Raw genomic sequence first — 14,563 nt, forward strand, 5'->3', positions numbered from 1 at the left:
CCTCGCGCGAGCAGACGGCGCAGACGATCTCGCGCCTGTTCCTGCGCAAAGAGCGTTAGCGACGCTGGCTTGCGTTCCGGTCCGCTGAATGCGGACGTCCGGACGCAGAGGGCGCGAAGGTTTCGCGAAGAACGCAAAAGAAACCTTCGAGAAAAGAACTTCTCTCCCTTCTGCGTTTTCTGCGAAACCTTCGCGCCCCCTGCGTTCGGTTCCCGCTCCCAGTTTTCCAGTACCCCATCCACGTGAAGCCTTTCCTCCGCCACCAACTCGAACGCTATGCCCAACGCCTGGGCGAGCTCGACTTCCTGCTCTCGCGCGAAGACATCATGAGCGACATGGCCCAGTACCGCACCATCTCGCGCGAGCACGCCGAGGTCACGCAGGTCGCGGGCCGCTACGAGCGCTACAGGCAGCGCGAGTCCGACATCGCCGCTGCCAGGGAGATGCTCGACGACCCCGACATGGCCGAGATGGCGAAGGAGGAGATCGCCGGTGCCGAGGCCGAGCTGGTGCAGCTCGAGGAAGAACTCCAGCGCCTGCTGCTGCCCAAGGACCCGGACGACGCGCGCAACGCCTTCCTCGAAATCCGCGCGGGCACGGGCGGCGACGAGTCGGCCCTGTTCGCGGGCGACCTGCTGCGCATGTACACGCGCTACTGCGACCGCGCCGGCTGGCGCTGCGAGATCGTGAGCGAGAGCGAGAGCGAGCTCGGCGGCTACAAGGAAGTGGTGGTGCGCATCGTGGGCGACGACGTGTTCGGACGGCTGCGCTTCGAATCGGGCGGCCACCGCGTGCAGCGCGTGCCGGCCACCGAGACGCAGGGCCGCATCCACACCAGCGCCTGCACGGTCGCCGTGCTGGCCGAGCCCGACGAAACCGTCGCGGTGCAGATCAACCCGGCCGACCTGCGCATCGACACCTACCGCGCGAGCGGCGCCGGCGGCCAGCACATCAACAAGACCGATTCGGCCGTGCGCATCACGCACATCCCGACCGGCATCGTGGCCGAGTGCCAGGACGACCGCAGCCAGCACCGCAACAAGGCGAAGGCGCTGCAGGTGCTGTCGGCGCGCATCCAGGAGAAGGAACGCAGCGAGCGCGCCGCCAAGGACGCCGCCATGCGCAAGGGCCTGATCGGCAGCGGCGACCGTTCCGACCGAATCCGCACCTACAACTTCCCGCAGGGCCGGCTCACCGACCACCGCATCAACCTCACGCTCTACAAGCTGACAGCCATCATGGAAGGCGACCTCGGTGACGTGCTGGACGCCCTTCGCGCCGCACGCGAAGCCGAGCAGCTGGCCGAGCTGGAATCGAGCCTGCCGGCATGAGCGCAGTGGAAGACCCGAAGCCGGCCACCGTGGCGCAGGCGCTGGCCGCATCCATCGCCCTCGGCGTGGATCGGCTCGATGCCCAGCTGCTGCTGCTGCACGCCCTGGGCCGCGCGCCGCACGACCGCGCCTGGCTGCTGGCGCACGACACCGACGCGATGCCCGATGCCGCGTGGTCCGCGCTGGCCGCGCATCTCTCGCGCCGCCGGGCCGGAGAGCCTGTCGCGTACCTGCTGGGTGAAAAAGAATTTCATGGACTCGCCCTGCAGGTCGACGCCCGCGTGCTGGTGCCGCGTCCCGACACGGAAACGCTGGTCGAATGGGCGCTGCAGTGCCTAGAGGGCCAGGCCGCGCCGCGCGTGCTCGACCTCGGCACCGGCAGCGGCGCGATCGCCCTCGCACTGCAGCACGCCCGGCCCGACGCGCAGGTCGATGCGGTCGATGCCAGCGCCGACGCGCTGGCCGTCGCCCGGGCCAACGCCGGCCGGCTCGGCCTGCCCGTGCGCTTCGCCCAGGCCGACTGGCTGGACGGCGCCGGCACGGGCTACACGGTCATCGCCAGCAATCCGCCGTATATCGCCGCCGGCGACCCGCACCTGCCCGCCCTGCGCCACGAGCCCTCTTGCGCCCTGGTTTCGGGCGCGGACGGCCTCGACGACATCCGCCGCATCGTGCAGGACGCCCCCGGCCACCTCGCCGAGGGCGGCTGGCTGCTGCTGGAACACGGCCACGACCAGGCCGCGGCCGTGCGCGGCCTGCTCGCCGCGCGCGGCTTCGCCGAAGTCCAAAGCCGCGACGACCTTGCCGGCATCCAGCGCTGCTCCGGCGGAATCTGGCGCACGGTGAAATAATCCCCTCAGCCTATTTTTCAGGAGTCCCCATGTCCGACGCCCAGCAACGCATCGACGACCTCGTCAAGACCAACGACCTCGTGCTCTTCATGAAGGGCAACGCCAGCTTTCCGATGTGCGGCTTCTCGGGCCGCGCGATCCAGATCCTGAAGGCGGTCGGCGTCGACACGAAGACGCTCAAGACCGTCAACGTGCTCGAGGACGACAGCATCCGCCAGGGCATCAAGGAATACAGCAACTGGCCCACGATCCCGCAGCTGTACGTGAAGGGCGAGTTCATCGGCGGCTCGGACATCATGATGGAGATGTACGAATCGGGCGAACTGCAGCAGGTGGTGAACGGCGCCAGCGCCTGAAGCCCGAGGGAACGGTCATGAGCCACGATCACGCGGATCACGACCATTCCCATGAAGACAGCGGCAACGACAGTGCCGCCCCGGCCTGGAAGCACGACGGCGTGCGCGTGATCCCGGCCGGCCAGCTCGACACGAACACCGCCCAGACGCCCGGCATGAACCGGGCCGCCGCCATCAACTTCGCCCGCGTGGGCGCCCGCAAGCTCTGGGCCGGCACCGTGACCATCCACGCCGACGCGAAGACCGGCGCCCATCATCACGGGCACCTCGAATCGGTGATCTACGTGGTGCGGGGCCGCGCGCGCATGCGATGGGGCGAGAAGCTCGAATTCACGGCCGAGGCCGGACCGGGCGACTTCATCTACGTGCCGCCCTACGTGCCGCACCAGGAGATCAACGCCAGCGCGACCGAGACGCTCGAATGCGTGCTGTGCCGCAGCGACGGCGAGGCGGTGGCGGTCAACCTCGACATCGAGCCCGTTGAAAGGCCCGAATCGGTGCTCTGGATCGACCCGACCCACCCGCACGGCGGAACATAGTCCTGCCCGCAGGCTGCGCGCACTTCGCGCCGCCCCACCTCCCGCTTCCAGTGGCACATCGGCCGCCCGGCAGAGCCGGTCCCGCGGCCTCGCTGGAATGCTCTCCAGTCATGGCACCATGGCGATCTTCGACCTTCCACCATGACCCTCACCCAAAGCCTGCTCATCATCGCGTTGCTGATCGCGCTGAGCGCCTTCTTCTCCCTCGCCGAAATCACGCTGGCCGCCTCGCGCCGGCTGCGCCTGCGCCAGATGGCCGACGAGGGCGATCCCCGGGCGGAGAAGGTGCTTCGCGTGCAGGAGCAGCCGGGCCACTACTTCACCGTGGTGCAGATCGGGCTGAACGCGGTGGCGATCCTCGGCGGCGTGGTCGGCGAAGGCTCGCTGAGCCCGTACTTCGCTGTCGTCTTCGAGCGGTGGCTCAGTCCCGAGGCATCGGCCAGCGCGGCCTTCCTGTGCTCGTTCGTGATCATCATCGCGGTGTTCCTGGTGTTCGCCGACCTGTTCCCCAAGCGGCTGGGCATGAGCAACCCCGAGCGGCTGGCGGTGCGCATGGTGGGGCCGATGCTGCTCCTGATCACCACCTTCAAGCCGCTGGTGTGGTTCTTCACGCGCTGCACCGACCTGCTGTTCAAGCTGCTGGGCATGCCACTGGCGCGCGACGACAAGATCACGTCGGCCGACATCCTCGCGATGACCGAGGCCGGCGCGCAGGCGGGCGTGCTCGCGGCACGCGAGCAGCAGGTGATCGCCAATGTGTTCGAGCTCGACACGCGGCTGGTCAGCAGCGTGATGACCGTGCGCGACAACATCACCTGGTTCCTGCACGACGACCCCGAATCGGTGCTGCGCGCGCGCATCATCGCCGAGCCCTTCTCGGCGTACCCGGTGTGCGACGGCGACATCGACCACGTTCTGGGCTACGTCGACGCCAAGGACATGTTCCAGCGCGTGCTCAGCGGCCAGCCGCTGGCCTTCGACCAGGGGCTGCCGCTGCACAAGGCGCTGGTCATTCCCGACCGGCTCTCGCTCACCGAGGTGCTGGAGCAGTTCCAGCAGGCGCACGAGGACTTCGCGATCATCGTGAACGAATACAGCCTGGTGGTGGGCGTGATCACGCTCAACGACGTGATGAGCACGGTGATGGGCGACCTGGTGTCCACGCCCGACGAGGAGCAGATCGTCCAGCGCGACGAGAACTCATGGCTCATCGACGGCGTCACGCCCATCCAGGACGTGCAGCGCGCGCTGCACATCGACGAGATGCCGCACGCCGAGGAATACGAGACGCTGGCCGGCTTCCTGATGGTGATGCTGCGCCGCGTGCCCAAGCGGACCGACAACGTGAGCTGGGGCGGCTACACCTTCGAGGTGATGGACGTCGACAGCTACCGCATCGACCAGGTGATGGTCACCAAGGGTTCCGGCATCGCGAAGGCGCCGGCGAACTGAGCAGGAGAGCGCGGAGGCGGCGACGCCTCAGGCCGGCGAGCGGTCGCGCTGCTGTTGTTGTTGCTGCTGTTGCAGCAGTTCCTTCTCGCGTTCCTTCTCGTTGAACGCCCACAGCCGCTGGTTGGAGAAAACCGCGTTCGGATACGGCGACTTGCCGCGGCTGCCGTTGTAGCGCCCCAGCGTCATGAACAGGTCGCCGCTCTCCCGGTCCAGGTAGTGGCGAAGAATGACGCAGCCGAAGCGCAGGTTGGTCTGCATGTGGAAGAGCTTGGCCGGGTCGCCATCGCCGATCACGCGTGTCCAGAACGGCATCACCTGCATGTAGCCGCGCGCGCCGGCACTCGACACCGCGAACTTGCGGAAGTTGCTCTCGACCTGGATCAGCCCCAGCACCAGGCTCACCTCGAGCCCCGAGCGCTTGGCCTCGTACCACACCGTCTGCAGGAACTCGATGCGCGTGGGCGCATCGGCCACCTTCCTCGACAGGCGCCCGCTCATCTCCCCGAGCCAGCGCAGGTAGGCCAGCCGGGCCTCGGTGTTCGCGAATTCCGGCACCGGCGGCGCCTTGTTGTGGATGGCCGAACTCAGCGCGGTGCGCACCGAGTCGATCAGCGGCTCCTCGATCTGCGCGCCTGCCATGGCGGCCCGCGGCAGCGACAGCATCGTGAGGGCGCCTGCGGTCACGGCGCCGCCCAGGCACTGGCGTCGCGAGAGGCCGCCCTCCAGGCTCATTGGGTGAGCTTGCCGACGATGAACTCGGCGATGCCGGCAGCCGGCACCTTCGTGGCCGCGGTGTCGCGGCGATGCTGGTATTCGAGCTGGCCTTCCTTGAGGCCGCGGTCGGAGATGACGACGCGGTGCGGCACGCCGATCAGCTCCCAGTCGGCGAACATAGCGCCGGGGCGCTCGCCGCGGTCGTCGAGCAGAACGTCGACGCCCTTGGCCAGCAACTCTTCATAAAGCGCCTCGGCAGCCGCCTTGACCTCGGCGCTGCGGTCCATGCCGATCGGGCAGACCACCACGGTGAAGGGCGCGATCGCGTCCGGCCAGATGATGCCGCGCTCGTCGTGGTTCTGTTCGATGGCGGCCGCCGGCAGGCGGGTGATGCCGATGCCGTAGCAGCCCATCTCCAGAAGCTGCGGCTTGCCGGCTTCGTCGAGGTAGGTGGCGTTCATGTCCTTGCTGTACTTGGTGCCCAGCACGAACACATGGCCCACCTCGATGCCGCGCTCGATGGCCAGCACGCCCTTGCCGTCGGGCGACGGATCGCCGGCGACGACGTTGCGGATGTCGGCCACCAGATCGGGCTCGGGCAGGTCGCGGCCCCAGTTGACGCCGGTCATGTGGAAGTCGACTTCGTTGGCACCGGTGATCCAGTCGGCCATCACGGCGGCTTCGCGGTCGGCCACCAGCTTCACGGGCTTCTTCAGGTTCAGCGGACCCAGGTAGCCGGGCTTGCAGCCGAAGTGGTCCTCGATCTCGGCCAGGGTCGCGAAGCGGAAGCCCTGGTTGAGGCCGGGCAGCTTGCCGACCTTGATCTCGTTCATGTCGTGGTCGCCGCGCAGCAGCAGCAGCCAGACCTGCGAACCCTTGATGTCGCCGGCCTCGTCGACGACGTCGGTGGCAAGCACCAGCGACTTGATGGTGGTGGAAAGCGGCACGCCGAGCAGCTCGGCCACGTCGGCGCAGGTGCTCTTGCCCGGGGTCGGCGTCTTCTCGAGCGCCTTGGCGGCGGCGGGGCGCGGACCGGCCGGGGCCAGCGCCTCGGCCTTCTCCATGTTGGCGGCGTAGTCGCTGTCGGGGCAGTAGACGATGGCGTCCTCGCCGGTGGCGGCGATCACCTGGAACTCCTCGCTCAGGTCACCGCCGATGGCGCCGCTGTCGGCCGCCACGGCGCGATAGCGCAGGCCGAAGCGGTCGAAGATGTTGCGATAGGCCTGCGCCATGACCTGGTAGCTCGCCTTGGCGGCGTCGAGGTCGCGGTCGAAGCTGTAGGCGTCCTTCATGATGAACTCGCGCCCGCGCATGAGGCCGAAGCGCGGACGTCGTTCGTCGCGGAACTTTGTCTGGATCTGGTAGAAGTTCTTCGGCAGCTGCTTGTAGCTGCGGATCTCCTGGCGGGCGATGTCGGTCACCACTTCCTCGCTGGTCGGCTGGACCACGTAGTCGCGGTCGTGGCGGTCCTTGATGCGCAGCAGCTCGGGGCCCATCTTGTCGAACCGGCCGGTCTCCTGCCAGAGCTCGGCGGGCTGCACCACGGGCATGGTCATCTCGACGGCGCCGGCGCGGTTCATCTCCTCGCGGACGATGGCTTCCACCTTGCGGATCACGCGCAGCCCCATGGGCATGTAGGTGTAGATGCCCGTGCCGAGCTTCTTGATCATGCCGGCCCGCATCATGAGACGGTGGCTCGCCACTTCGGCGTCAGCGGGCGCTTCCTTGAGGGTGGAGACGAAAAAACGGGAAGCTTTCATCGGGATTGCGGTGAGGGTTCGCTGGATTCGAGGTTCGGAAGTGGGGAACTGCTCCCCGGAGAGACCCTGAGAGCCTGGCATCGGCAGCTTGCCGAGGGCAACCCGGCATGCATAATCGACTCAGTTCAAAAATTGGGGTTTGATTATGCTCGACCGGGACGGCTTCAGGCCCAACGTCGGCATCATCCTGCTCAACCAGAGAAACCAGGTTTTCTGGGGCAAACGCATACGTACTCACTCCTGGCAGTTTCCGCAAGGCGGCATCGACCGCGGCGAAAGTCCCGAGCAGGCCATGTACCGGGAACTGCACGAGGAAGTGGGGCTCCACCCGGAGCACGTGCGCATCGTGGCCCGTACCCGCGACTGGTTGCGCTACGAGGTGCCGGATCGGTTCATTCGCCGTGACGCACGGGGCCACTACAAAGGCCAGAAACAAATCTGGTACCTGCTGCAACTCATCGGCCACGACTGGGATCTCAACCTGCGTGCAACCGACCATCCCGAATTCGACGCCTGGCGCTGGCACGACTACTGGGTGCCACTCGACGTGGTCGTCGAGTTCAAGCGCGGCGTCTACGAGATGGCGCTCACCGAGCTCGCTCGCTACCTGCCGAGGCAGGACTTCCGCAACCGCTTCCTGCGCAGCAACGTGCGCGCCCGAGAATTCGAGCGCCACTCGCCGGACGCCGGGGCGCCGCCCGGACTCGATCTGCCGCCCGGCGGCAGCTTCGATCCGCATCCCGACATTCCTTCCGCGAGCAATGAACCTCCTGTCCAAGACAACAAGGCACCCCCGCCCCTTCCGACGCAGCGCTGAGCGCGTTCTCCTGCTGGCCTGCTTCGGCATCCTCGCCGGGTGCGCCTCGGGTCCGCACGACACCGACAACCCCGACTGGGCACAGGCAGGCCTGCCGCCCCCGCCCAAGCGATACGAGACGGACAAGGAGTGGGAAGAAACGGCCACCCCGCCCCCGCCGGCCTTCAGCGAAAGCCGCCTGCTGCCGATCGAAATGCCGCCCTACATGAGCCTGAAGTTCGGCATCGATCCGCAGACGATCGCCATCACCGGCGACGGCATCGTCCGCTACGTGGTGGTGGCCCAGAACCGCAGCGGCGGCGCGACCAATGCCTTCTACGAAGGCATCCGCTGCTCCACGGCCGAGATGAAGAGCTACGCCCGCTACAACAGCGGGACCTGGCAGGACGTGGCGAAGCCGGAGTGGAAGCGCCTGAGCGACATGAACTCCAGCTACACCCGCAAGCTGGCCAACCAGGCCCTGTGCCGTGGCAACGCGCCGCGTGCATCGGTGGGCGACATGGTCCAGAACCTCCGCAACCCGGTGCGCGAAGTGCAGTAGGCGTCCGCGCCGAAAGATGAAGAAACGGGGCCCATGGGCCCCGTTTTCGTTTCTGGGGCCTCTCAGCCCGGCATCAGCACCATGTTGTCGCGGTGGACCATTTCCGGCTCCGCCACATAGCCCAGCAGGCGCTCGAATTCGGACGAGGGCTTGCGGCACAGCAGCCGCGCCTCCACGCTCGAGTAGTTGGCAAGACCCCGGGCCAGCTCGACGCCGTCGGCGTCGCGCACCGCGATCACGTCACCGCGCGAGAACTCGCCCGAGACGCCGGTCATGCCGATCGGCAGCAGGCTCTTGCCCTCGGCGCGCACCTTGGCGGCAGCGCCCGCGTCGACCACGACGGAGCCGCGCAGCTGCAGATGGTCGGCCATCCAGCGCTTGCGGGCCTGGTGCTTGGCGGTCTGCGCCACCAGCAGCGTACCGATGGATTCGCCCTTCGCCAGTCGCAGCAGTGCGTCGGCTTCGCGGCCCCAGGCGATGACCGTGGAGGCGCCCGAGCCCGCCGCGCGCTTGGCCGCGAGGATCTTGGTGATCATGCCGCCCTTGCCGATGCTGGAGCCCGCGCCCCCGGCCATCGCCTCGAGCGCCGGGTCGCCGGCGGCGGCCTCGTGCACGAACTTCGCGTCCGGGTCCTTGCGCGGATCGGCCGTGTACAGGCCCTTCTGGTCGGTCAGGATGACCAGCGCATCGGCTTCGACCAGGTTGGCCACGAGGGCGCCGAGCGTGTCGTTGTCGCCGAACTTGATCTCGTCGTTGACGACCGTGTCGTTCTCGTTGATGACCGGCACCACGCCCAGCTTGAGCAGCGTGACCAATGTCGAGCGGGCGTTGAGATAGCGTTCGCGATCCGCCAGGTCGGCGTGCGTCAACAGCACCTGGGCGCTGCCGATCTCGTTCTCGCGCAGCTTGGTCTCGTACATCTGGGCCAGGCCCATCTGGCCGACCGCGGCCGCGGCCTGGAGCTCGTTGATTTCATGCGGCCGGGTGCGCCAGCCGAGGCGCTTCATGCCTTCGGCAATGGCGCCGCTCGACACCATCACCACCTCGCGCCCGTCGCGCACCAGCGCAGCCAGCTGCCGGCACCACTCGCCGATGGCGGCCTCGTCGAGACCGCGCCCCTCGTTGGTCACGAGGCTGGAGCCCACCTTGACGACGATACGGCGGGCATCCCGCAAGGCAGTGGATCCGGAGTTCGAGGTCATCTTGGGAGGGAGTGGAGGTCTTTGGATGCTGCTGGGTTGGCTGTGTTGCGGCCGGCAGGACCGGCCGTCGATGCTGCGGCGGATGCCGCTCAGGAGCCTTCGGGAGGCAGGGGCGCGAAACGCGGGTCGACCTCGACCGTCTGGTGCTCCGCCACCTGCTCTGCCTTGACCTGCTGGTAGATGGCCTGCACCAGATGCTCGCAGCCTTCGCGCGTGAGCGCCGAGATCTCGAACACCGGGCCCTTGAACCGCAGGCGCTTCACGAAGTCCTTGATGCGGGCCGCGCGCTCGTCGGCGGGCACCATGTCGAGCTTGTTCAGCACGAGCCAGCGCGGCTTCTCGTAGAGATCGGCGTCGTATTTCTTCAGTTCGCCCACGATGGCCTTGGCCTGCGCCACCGGATCTACGCTGTCGTCGAAGGGAGCCATGTCGACGACGTGCAGCAGCAGGCGCGTGCGCTGCAGGTGCCGCAGGAACAGATGGCCGAGGCCGGCGCCTTCGGATGCGCCCTCGATCAGGCCGGGCAGGTCCGCCACGACGAAGCTCTGCTCGGGGCCGACGCGCACGACACCCAGGTTCGGGTGCAGCGTGGTGAAGGGGTAGTCCGCGATGCGCGGACGGGCGTTCGAAATGGCGCTGATCAGCGTCGACTTGCCGGCATTCGGCATGCCGAGCAGACCCACATCGGCAAGCACCTTGAGTTCGAGCTTGAGGCTGCGCTTCTCGCCGGGCCAGCCCGGAGTCTTCTGGCGCGGGGCGCGGTTGATCGCGCTCTTGAAGCGCATGTTGCCGAAGCCGCCGTCGCCGCCCTTGGCGATGGTGATGACCTCGCCCTCCTTCAGCAGCTCGAACAGCACTTCGCCGGTTTCCGCGTCGGAAATGATCGTTCCGACCGGCATCTTCAGCGTGATGTCGTCGCCGGCGGCTCCGAACATGTCGGAGCCCATGCCGTGCTCGCCGCGCTTGGCCTCGTGGCGGCGCGAATAGCGGAAATCGACCAGGGTATTGAGGTTGGAATCGGCCACCGCGAACACGTGACCGCCGCGGCCACCGTCGCCACCGTTGGGGCCGCCGAATTCCTTGTACTTCTCATGACGGAACGACACGCAGCCGTTCCCGCCGTCGCCAGCGGCGACGTCGATGAAGGCTTCGTCGACGAACTTCATGGGATACCTAGTTTACAAATGAAGAAGCCCCGGCAATGCGGGGCCTCGGGATGGTCGGTCTGACTCGGGGCTTAAGCCGCGGGAGTCACGTTGACCGTGTGCTTGTTCAGCGCACCCTTGGTAGCGAACGACACGTGGCCGTCGACCAGGGCGAACAGCGTGTGGTCCTTGCCCACGCCGACGTTCACGCCGGGGTGGAACTGAGTGCCACGCTGACGCACGATGATCGAGCCTGCGCTGATCAGTTCGCCGCCGAAAGCCTTCACGCCGAGCATCTTGGGCTTGGAATCGCGCCCGTTTCGCGTTGAGCCGCCGCCTTTTTTCTGTGCCATGGAATCTGCTCCTGTGCCGTGTTAAGCGGCGATCGCGCCGATTTGCAGCTCGGTGAACTGCTGGCGATGGCCTTGACGTTTCTGATAGTGCTTGCGACGGCGCATCTTGAAGATGCGAACCTTGTCGTGCTTGCCGTGCGACAGCACCGTGACCGTCACCGTTGCACCGGACACCAGGGGCGTGCCAACCTTGATTTCAGCGCCGTTGCCGACGGCCAGAACCTGGTCGATCACGATTTCCTGGCCTACGTCCGCAGCAATCTGTTCTACTTTGATTTTCTCGCCGGAAGCAACGCGATACTGCTTGCCACCGGTTTTTATGACCGCGTACATGTAAACCTCTTAGAAATGAGTCTCCGCGGCGAATTCCGCAGAGCCCAAGATTATAGCGCGGTTCGCGCCTGCTAGCCACTCCCGGGCGCAGGCCCCGCTGGCAAGCCTCTTCGGCTCCCTATAATTTGCGCCTTCCGGCCTTGCCCCGCCTGGGCCGCCCACCACCAACACTCAGCAGCGCCCCGCGCCTTCGCTTTGCCAGTTCCCGCCGCCGACACCTCCCCCACCGCCACCGTGCTGGACCTGATTGCCGGCGACATGGTCGAAGTCGACCGCGTGATCGCTCGTCGCCTCGACACGGGCGTGCCACTGGTCAGCCAGGTTTCCAGATACATCATCTCCGCAGGCGGCAAACGCCTGCGGCCGGCACTGCTGCTTCTGATGTCGGGGGCACTGGGATATGCCGGCGAGCAGCGCTTCAACCTGGCGGCCGTGGTGGAGTTCATCCACACCGCCACGCTGCTGCACGACGACGTCGTAGACGAATCCACCCTGCGGCGCGGCCGGGCGACGGCCAACGAGTCGTTCGGCAACCCGGCCAGCGTGCTGGTCGGCGACTTCCTCTATTCGCGCGCGTTCCAGATGATGTTGGACGCAAACAACATGCGCGTGATGCAGATCCTGGCCGAGGCCACGAACATCATCGCCGAGGGCGAGGTGCTTCAGCTGATGAACATGCACGACGCCTCGCTGGACGAAGCGGCCTACCTGCGCGTGATCCGCTCGAAGACCGCGAAGCTCTTCGAGGCCAGCACCCGCCTTGCAGCCGTGCTGGCCGACGCATCGCCCGAACTGGAAGAAGCCTGCGCCACTTACGGGCAGGCACTGGGCACCGCCTTCCAGGTGATCGACGACGTCCTCGACTACACGGGCGATGCCAGCGAAACCGGCAAGAACGTCGGCGACGACCTGCGTGAAGGCAAGACGACGCTGCCGCTCATCTTCGCAATGCAGCGAGGCACCTCCGCCCAGAGCGAACTCGTGCGCGCCGCCATCGAGGCCGGGGACACCACCCAGTTGGGCAAGGTCATCGAGATCGTCCAGGAAACCGGCGCACTGGATGCATCGCGCGCCGCCGCTGCAGCAGAGGCGCAGCGTGCGATTCATGCATTAAAAAACTTTCCGTCGAATTTGCACGCTTCAGGTTTGCTACAATTAGCGGCTCAGTTGCTTGAGCGACGTGCCTGAACACCTCTCCTGAGTTGGCATCTAGGACGACTTCTTCTTTCTTGCAACCATCGGGGTGTAGCTTAGCCTGGTAGAGCGCTACGTTCGGGACGTAGAGGCCGGAGGTTCGAATCCTCTCACCCCGACCAGCCTTTGGCTGGCATTAATCGACAAATGGCCAGCCTGTTGCTGTGTAGCGATTTACAGCACAGGACTGTTCAGCGATGATCGTGAAGCAATTTTTCACATCTTTTTCACTCGCTGAATGGCTGCAGCCGAACTTCCTGTTAAAGAACCTTCGCAAATAGCCCTGCCAGGGCTTGCGCGCGCCCTGGTTTCGGCCGGCAAGCTTCCCGCCAAGGCTGCCGAGGACATCTATCAGAAGTCTCTTACTGCTCGCACCAGCTTCATCGCCGAGCTGACCGGCTCCGGCGCCGTTTCGGCAGCCGACCTCGCCCATACGCTTTCCTCCGCCTTCGGCGCCCCGCTGCTCGATCTGGACGCCATCGATCCGCAGCGCCTGCCGAAGGACCTGGTCGACCCGAAGCTGTGCCAGGCGTATCGCATCGTCGTCCTCAGCAAGCGCAACAATCGCCTGATCGTCGCGACGGCCGATCCTTCAGACCAACAGGCGGCCGAGAAGATCAAGTTCGCCTCGCAGATGGGCGTCGACTGGGTCATCGCCGAGTACGACAAGCTGTCGCGAATGATCGAGGCCGCCGCGGTCAGCGCAGCGGAGACCATCAACAGCATCGTGGGCAGCGAGTTCGAGTTCGACGAGGTCTCCGCCGAGACCGCGAACGAGAGCAACGACCAGGCCATCGCCGAAGTCGAAGACGCACCGGTCGTGCGTTTCCTGCACAAGATGCTGCTGGACGCCGTCAGCATGCGGGCATCGGACATCCACTTCGAACCGTACGAACACAGCTACCGCGTGCGTTTCCGCATCGACGGCGAACTGCGCGAGGTGGCCAGCCCGCCGACCGTCATCAAGGACAAGCTGGCCTCGCGCATCAAGGTCATCTCCCGGCTCGACATCTCCGAGAAGCGCGTGCCGCAGGACGGCCGCATGAAGCTGAAGATCGGGCCCGACCGCGTGATCGATTTCCGCGTGAGCACGCTGCCCACGCTCTTCGGCGAGAAGATCGTCGTGCGTATTCTCGACCCGAGCAGCGCACGGCTGGGCATCGACGCCCTGGGCTACGACGCGGACGAGAAGGCGCGACTGCTGCATGCGATCGGCCGTCCCTATGGCATGGTGCTCGTCACCGGCCCCACGGGCTCGGGCAAGACGGTGTCGCTCTATACCTGTCTGAACCTGCTGAATCAGCCGGGCGTGAACATCGCGACGGCCGAAGACCCGTCCGAAATCAACCTGCCCGGCGTCAACCAGGTGAACGTCAACGAGCGTGCGGGCCTGACCTTCGCGGCCGCGCTGCGCGCCTTCCTGCGCCAGGATCCCGACATCATCATGGTCGGCGAAATCCGCGACCTGGAAACCGCCGACATCTCGATCAAGGCTGCGCAGACCGGCCACCTCGTGCTATCCACGCTGCACACCAACGACGCGCCCACCACGCTCACGCGGATGCGCAACATGGGCATCGCACCGTTCAACATCGCGTCGAGCGTGATCCTGATCACCGCCCAGCGCCTCGCGCGCCGCCTGTGCACGGTCTGCAAGCTCCCGGCCGACATTCCGCGTGAAACGCTGCTGGACGCCGGCTTCAAGGAAGAGGAGCTGGACGGATCCTGGAAGCCCTACCGCCCCGTCGGCTGCTCCGCCTGCAACAGCGGCTACAAGGGCCGCGTCGGCATCTACCAGGTGATGCCGATCTCGGAAGCCATCCAGGAAATCATCCTGCGCGACGGCAGCGCGCTCGACATCGCCCTGCAGTCCGAGGCCGAGGGCGTGCGCTCCCTGCGGCAGTCGGGCCTGCGCAAGGTCATGCAAGGTCTCACTTCGCTGGAAGAAGTGGTGGCCTGCACCAACGAATAACGA

General features: G+C 66.4%; 16 protein-coding genes and 1 tRNA gene. 10 read left to right on the plus strand and 7 right to left on the minus strand.

Annotated features, from left to right (window positions below; all coding sequences use genetic code 11):
• Window positions 1–242: hypothetical protein (locus ACTJLF_RS26860; protein ID WP_440884268.1), on the minus strand; the 242-nt coding region annotated here is incomplete at its 3' end.
• Here ACTJLF_RS26860 and prfA point away from each other — a divergent pair.
• The 5 genes from prfA (at window position 243) to ACTJLF_RS26885 (ending at window position 4,529) form a co-directional block, all read left to right on the plus strand.
• A complete protein-coding gene (gene prfA / locus ACTJLF_RS26865) occupies window positions 243–1,331 on the plus strand; it encodes a peptide chain release factor 1 (protein WP_019656555.1) in 1,089 nt (362 codons plus the stop codon).
• A complete protein-coding gene (gene prmC, locus ACTJLF_RS26870) occupies window positions 1,328–2,182 on the plus strand; it encodes a peptide chain release factor N(5)-glutamine methyltransferase (RefSeq protein WP_354412449.1) in 855 nt (284 codons plus the stop codon). The genes prfA and prmC overlap by 4 nt, the downstream gene beginning before the upstream one ends.
• Window positions 2,183–2,211: 29 nt before the next feature.
• The gene (grxD, locus tag ACTJLF_RS26875; protein WP_019656553.1) at window positions 2,212–2,538 is read left to right on the plus strand and encodes a Grx4 family monothiol glutaredoxin; all 327 of its coding nucleotides are present in this window, start codon (window positions 2,212–2,214) and stop codon (window positions 2,536–2,538) included.
• 17 nt (window positions 2,539–2,555) lie between these two features.
• On the plus strand, window positions 2,556–3,077 hold the full coding sequence (locus ACTJLF_RS26880; protein ID WP_019656552.1) for a cupin domain-containing protein: 522 nt from the start codon (window positions 2,556–2,558) through the stop codon (window positions 3,075–3,077).
• Window positions 3,078–3,218: 141 nt separating this feature from the next.
• Entirely contained in the window at window positions 3,219–4,529 is a 1,311-nt protein-coding gene (locus ACTJLF_RS26885) for a hemolysin family protein (protein WP_019656551.1), read from the plus strand.
• A 27-nt stretch (window positions 4,530–4,556) separates the two neighbouring features.
• Here the strand turns inward: ACTJLF_RS26885 and ACTJLF_RS26890 are convergent, their stop codons facing one another.
• Entirely contained in the window at window positions 4,557–5,261 is a 705-nt protein-coding gene (locus ACTJLF_RS26890; protein WP_132754007.1) for a lytic transglycosylase domain-containing protein, read from the minus strand.
• Entirely contained in the window at window positions 5,258–7,003 is a 1,746-nt protein-coding gene (locus ACTJLF_RS26895) for a proline--tRNA ligase (protein ID WP_132754009.1), read from the minus strand. Before ACTJLF_RS26895 ends, ACTJLF_RS26890 begins: the two co-directional genes overlap by 4 nt.
• Window positions 7,004–7,148: 145 nt before the next feature.
• On the opposite strand from ACTJLF_RS26895, the gene ACTJLF_RS26900 reads away from it, so the two are divergent.
• Together ACTJLF_RS26900 and ACTJLF_RS26905 are read left to right on the plus strand one after the other, a co-directional pair.
• Window positions 7,149–7,820: an RNA pyrophosphohydrolase gene (locus ACTJLF_RS26900; protein ID WP_126024797.1), complete on the plus strand. Its 672-nt coding sequence runs from the start codon at window positions 7,149–7,151 to the stop codon at window positions 7,818–7,820.
• Window positions 7,765–8,361, plus strand: a complete 597-nt coding sequence (locus ACTJLF_RS26905; RefSeq protein ID WP_019656547.1) for a CNP1-like family protein — start codon at window positions 7,765–7,767, stop codon at window positions 8,359–8,361. Before ACTJLF_RS26900 ends, ACTJLF_RS26905 begins: the two co-directional genes overlap by 56 nt.
• A gap of 62 nt (window positions 8,362–8,423) precedes the next feature.
• Here ACTJLF_RS26905 and proB read toward each other — a convergent pair whose 3' ends face one another.
• From proB to rplU, 4 genes are all read right to left on the minus strand, one after another.
• Window positions 8,424–9,563 (minus strand): glutamate 5-kinase, encoded by a 1,140-nt coding sequence (gene proB / locus ACTJLF_RS26910; RefSeq protein WP_019656546.1) that lies wholly within the window; start codon window positions 9,561–9,563, stop codon window positions 8,424–8,426.
• An 89-nt stretch (window positions 9,564–9,652) separates the two neighbouring features.
• Entirely contained in the window at window positions 9,653–10,729 is a 1,077-nt protein-coding gene (gene cgtA / locus ACTJLF_RS26915) for an Obg family GTPase CgtA (RefSeq protein ID WP_019656545.1), read from the minus strand.
• Window positions 10,730–10,800: 71 nt separating this feature from the next.
• Window positions 10,801–11,061 (minus strand): 50S ribosomal protein L27, encoded by a 261-nt coding sequence (gene rpmA, locus ACTJLF_RS26920; protein WP_019656544.1) that lies wholly within the window; start codon window positions 11,059–11,061, stop codon window positions 10,801–10,803.
• 21 nt (window positions 11,062–11,082) lie between these two features.
• Window positions 11,083–11,394: a 50S ribosomal protein L21 gene (gene rplU / locus ACTJLF_RS26925; RefSeq protein WP_019656543.1), complete on the minus strand. Its 312-nt coding sequence runs from the start codon at window positions 11,392–11,394 to the stop codon at window positions 11,083–11,085.
• Window positions 11,395–11,589: 195 nt separating this feature from the next.
• Here rplU and ACTJLF_RS26930 point away from each other — a divergent pair, with 195 nt between their 5' ends.
• The 3 genes from ACTJLF_RS26930 to pilB all read left to right on the plus strand — a co-directional run bounded on the left by ACTJLF_RS26930 (window position 11,590) and on the right by pilB (window position 14,560).
• Complete coding sequence (locus tag ACTJLF_RS26930) at window positions 11,590–12,582, plus strand: polyprenyl synthetase family protein (RefSeq protein WP_019656542.1); 993 nt, start codon at window positions 11,590–11,592, stop codon at window positions 12,580–12,582.
• 51 nt (window positions 12,583–12,633) lie between these two features.
• Window positions 12,634–12,710, plus strand: a tRNA-Pro gene (locus tag ACTJLF_RS26935).
• Window positions 12,711–12,826: 116 nt separating this feature from the next.
• Window positions 12,827–14,560, plus strand: coding sequence for a type IV-A pilus assembly ATPase PilB (gene pilB, locus ACTJLF_RS26940; RefSeq protein ID WP_440884269.1), 1,734 nt, complete (start codon window positions 12,827–12,829; stop codon window positions 14,558–14,560).
• Window positions 14,561–14,563 lie beyond the last annotated feature (3 nt).

It is taken from the genome of Variovorax sp. 22077 (assembly GCF_052044195.1).
In the GTDB taxonomy this organism is placed as follows: Bacteria; Pseudomonadota; Gammaproteobacteria; order Burkholderiales; family Burkholderiaceae_C; genus Variovorax; species Variovorax atrisoli.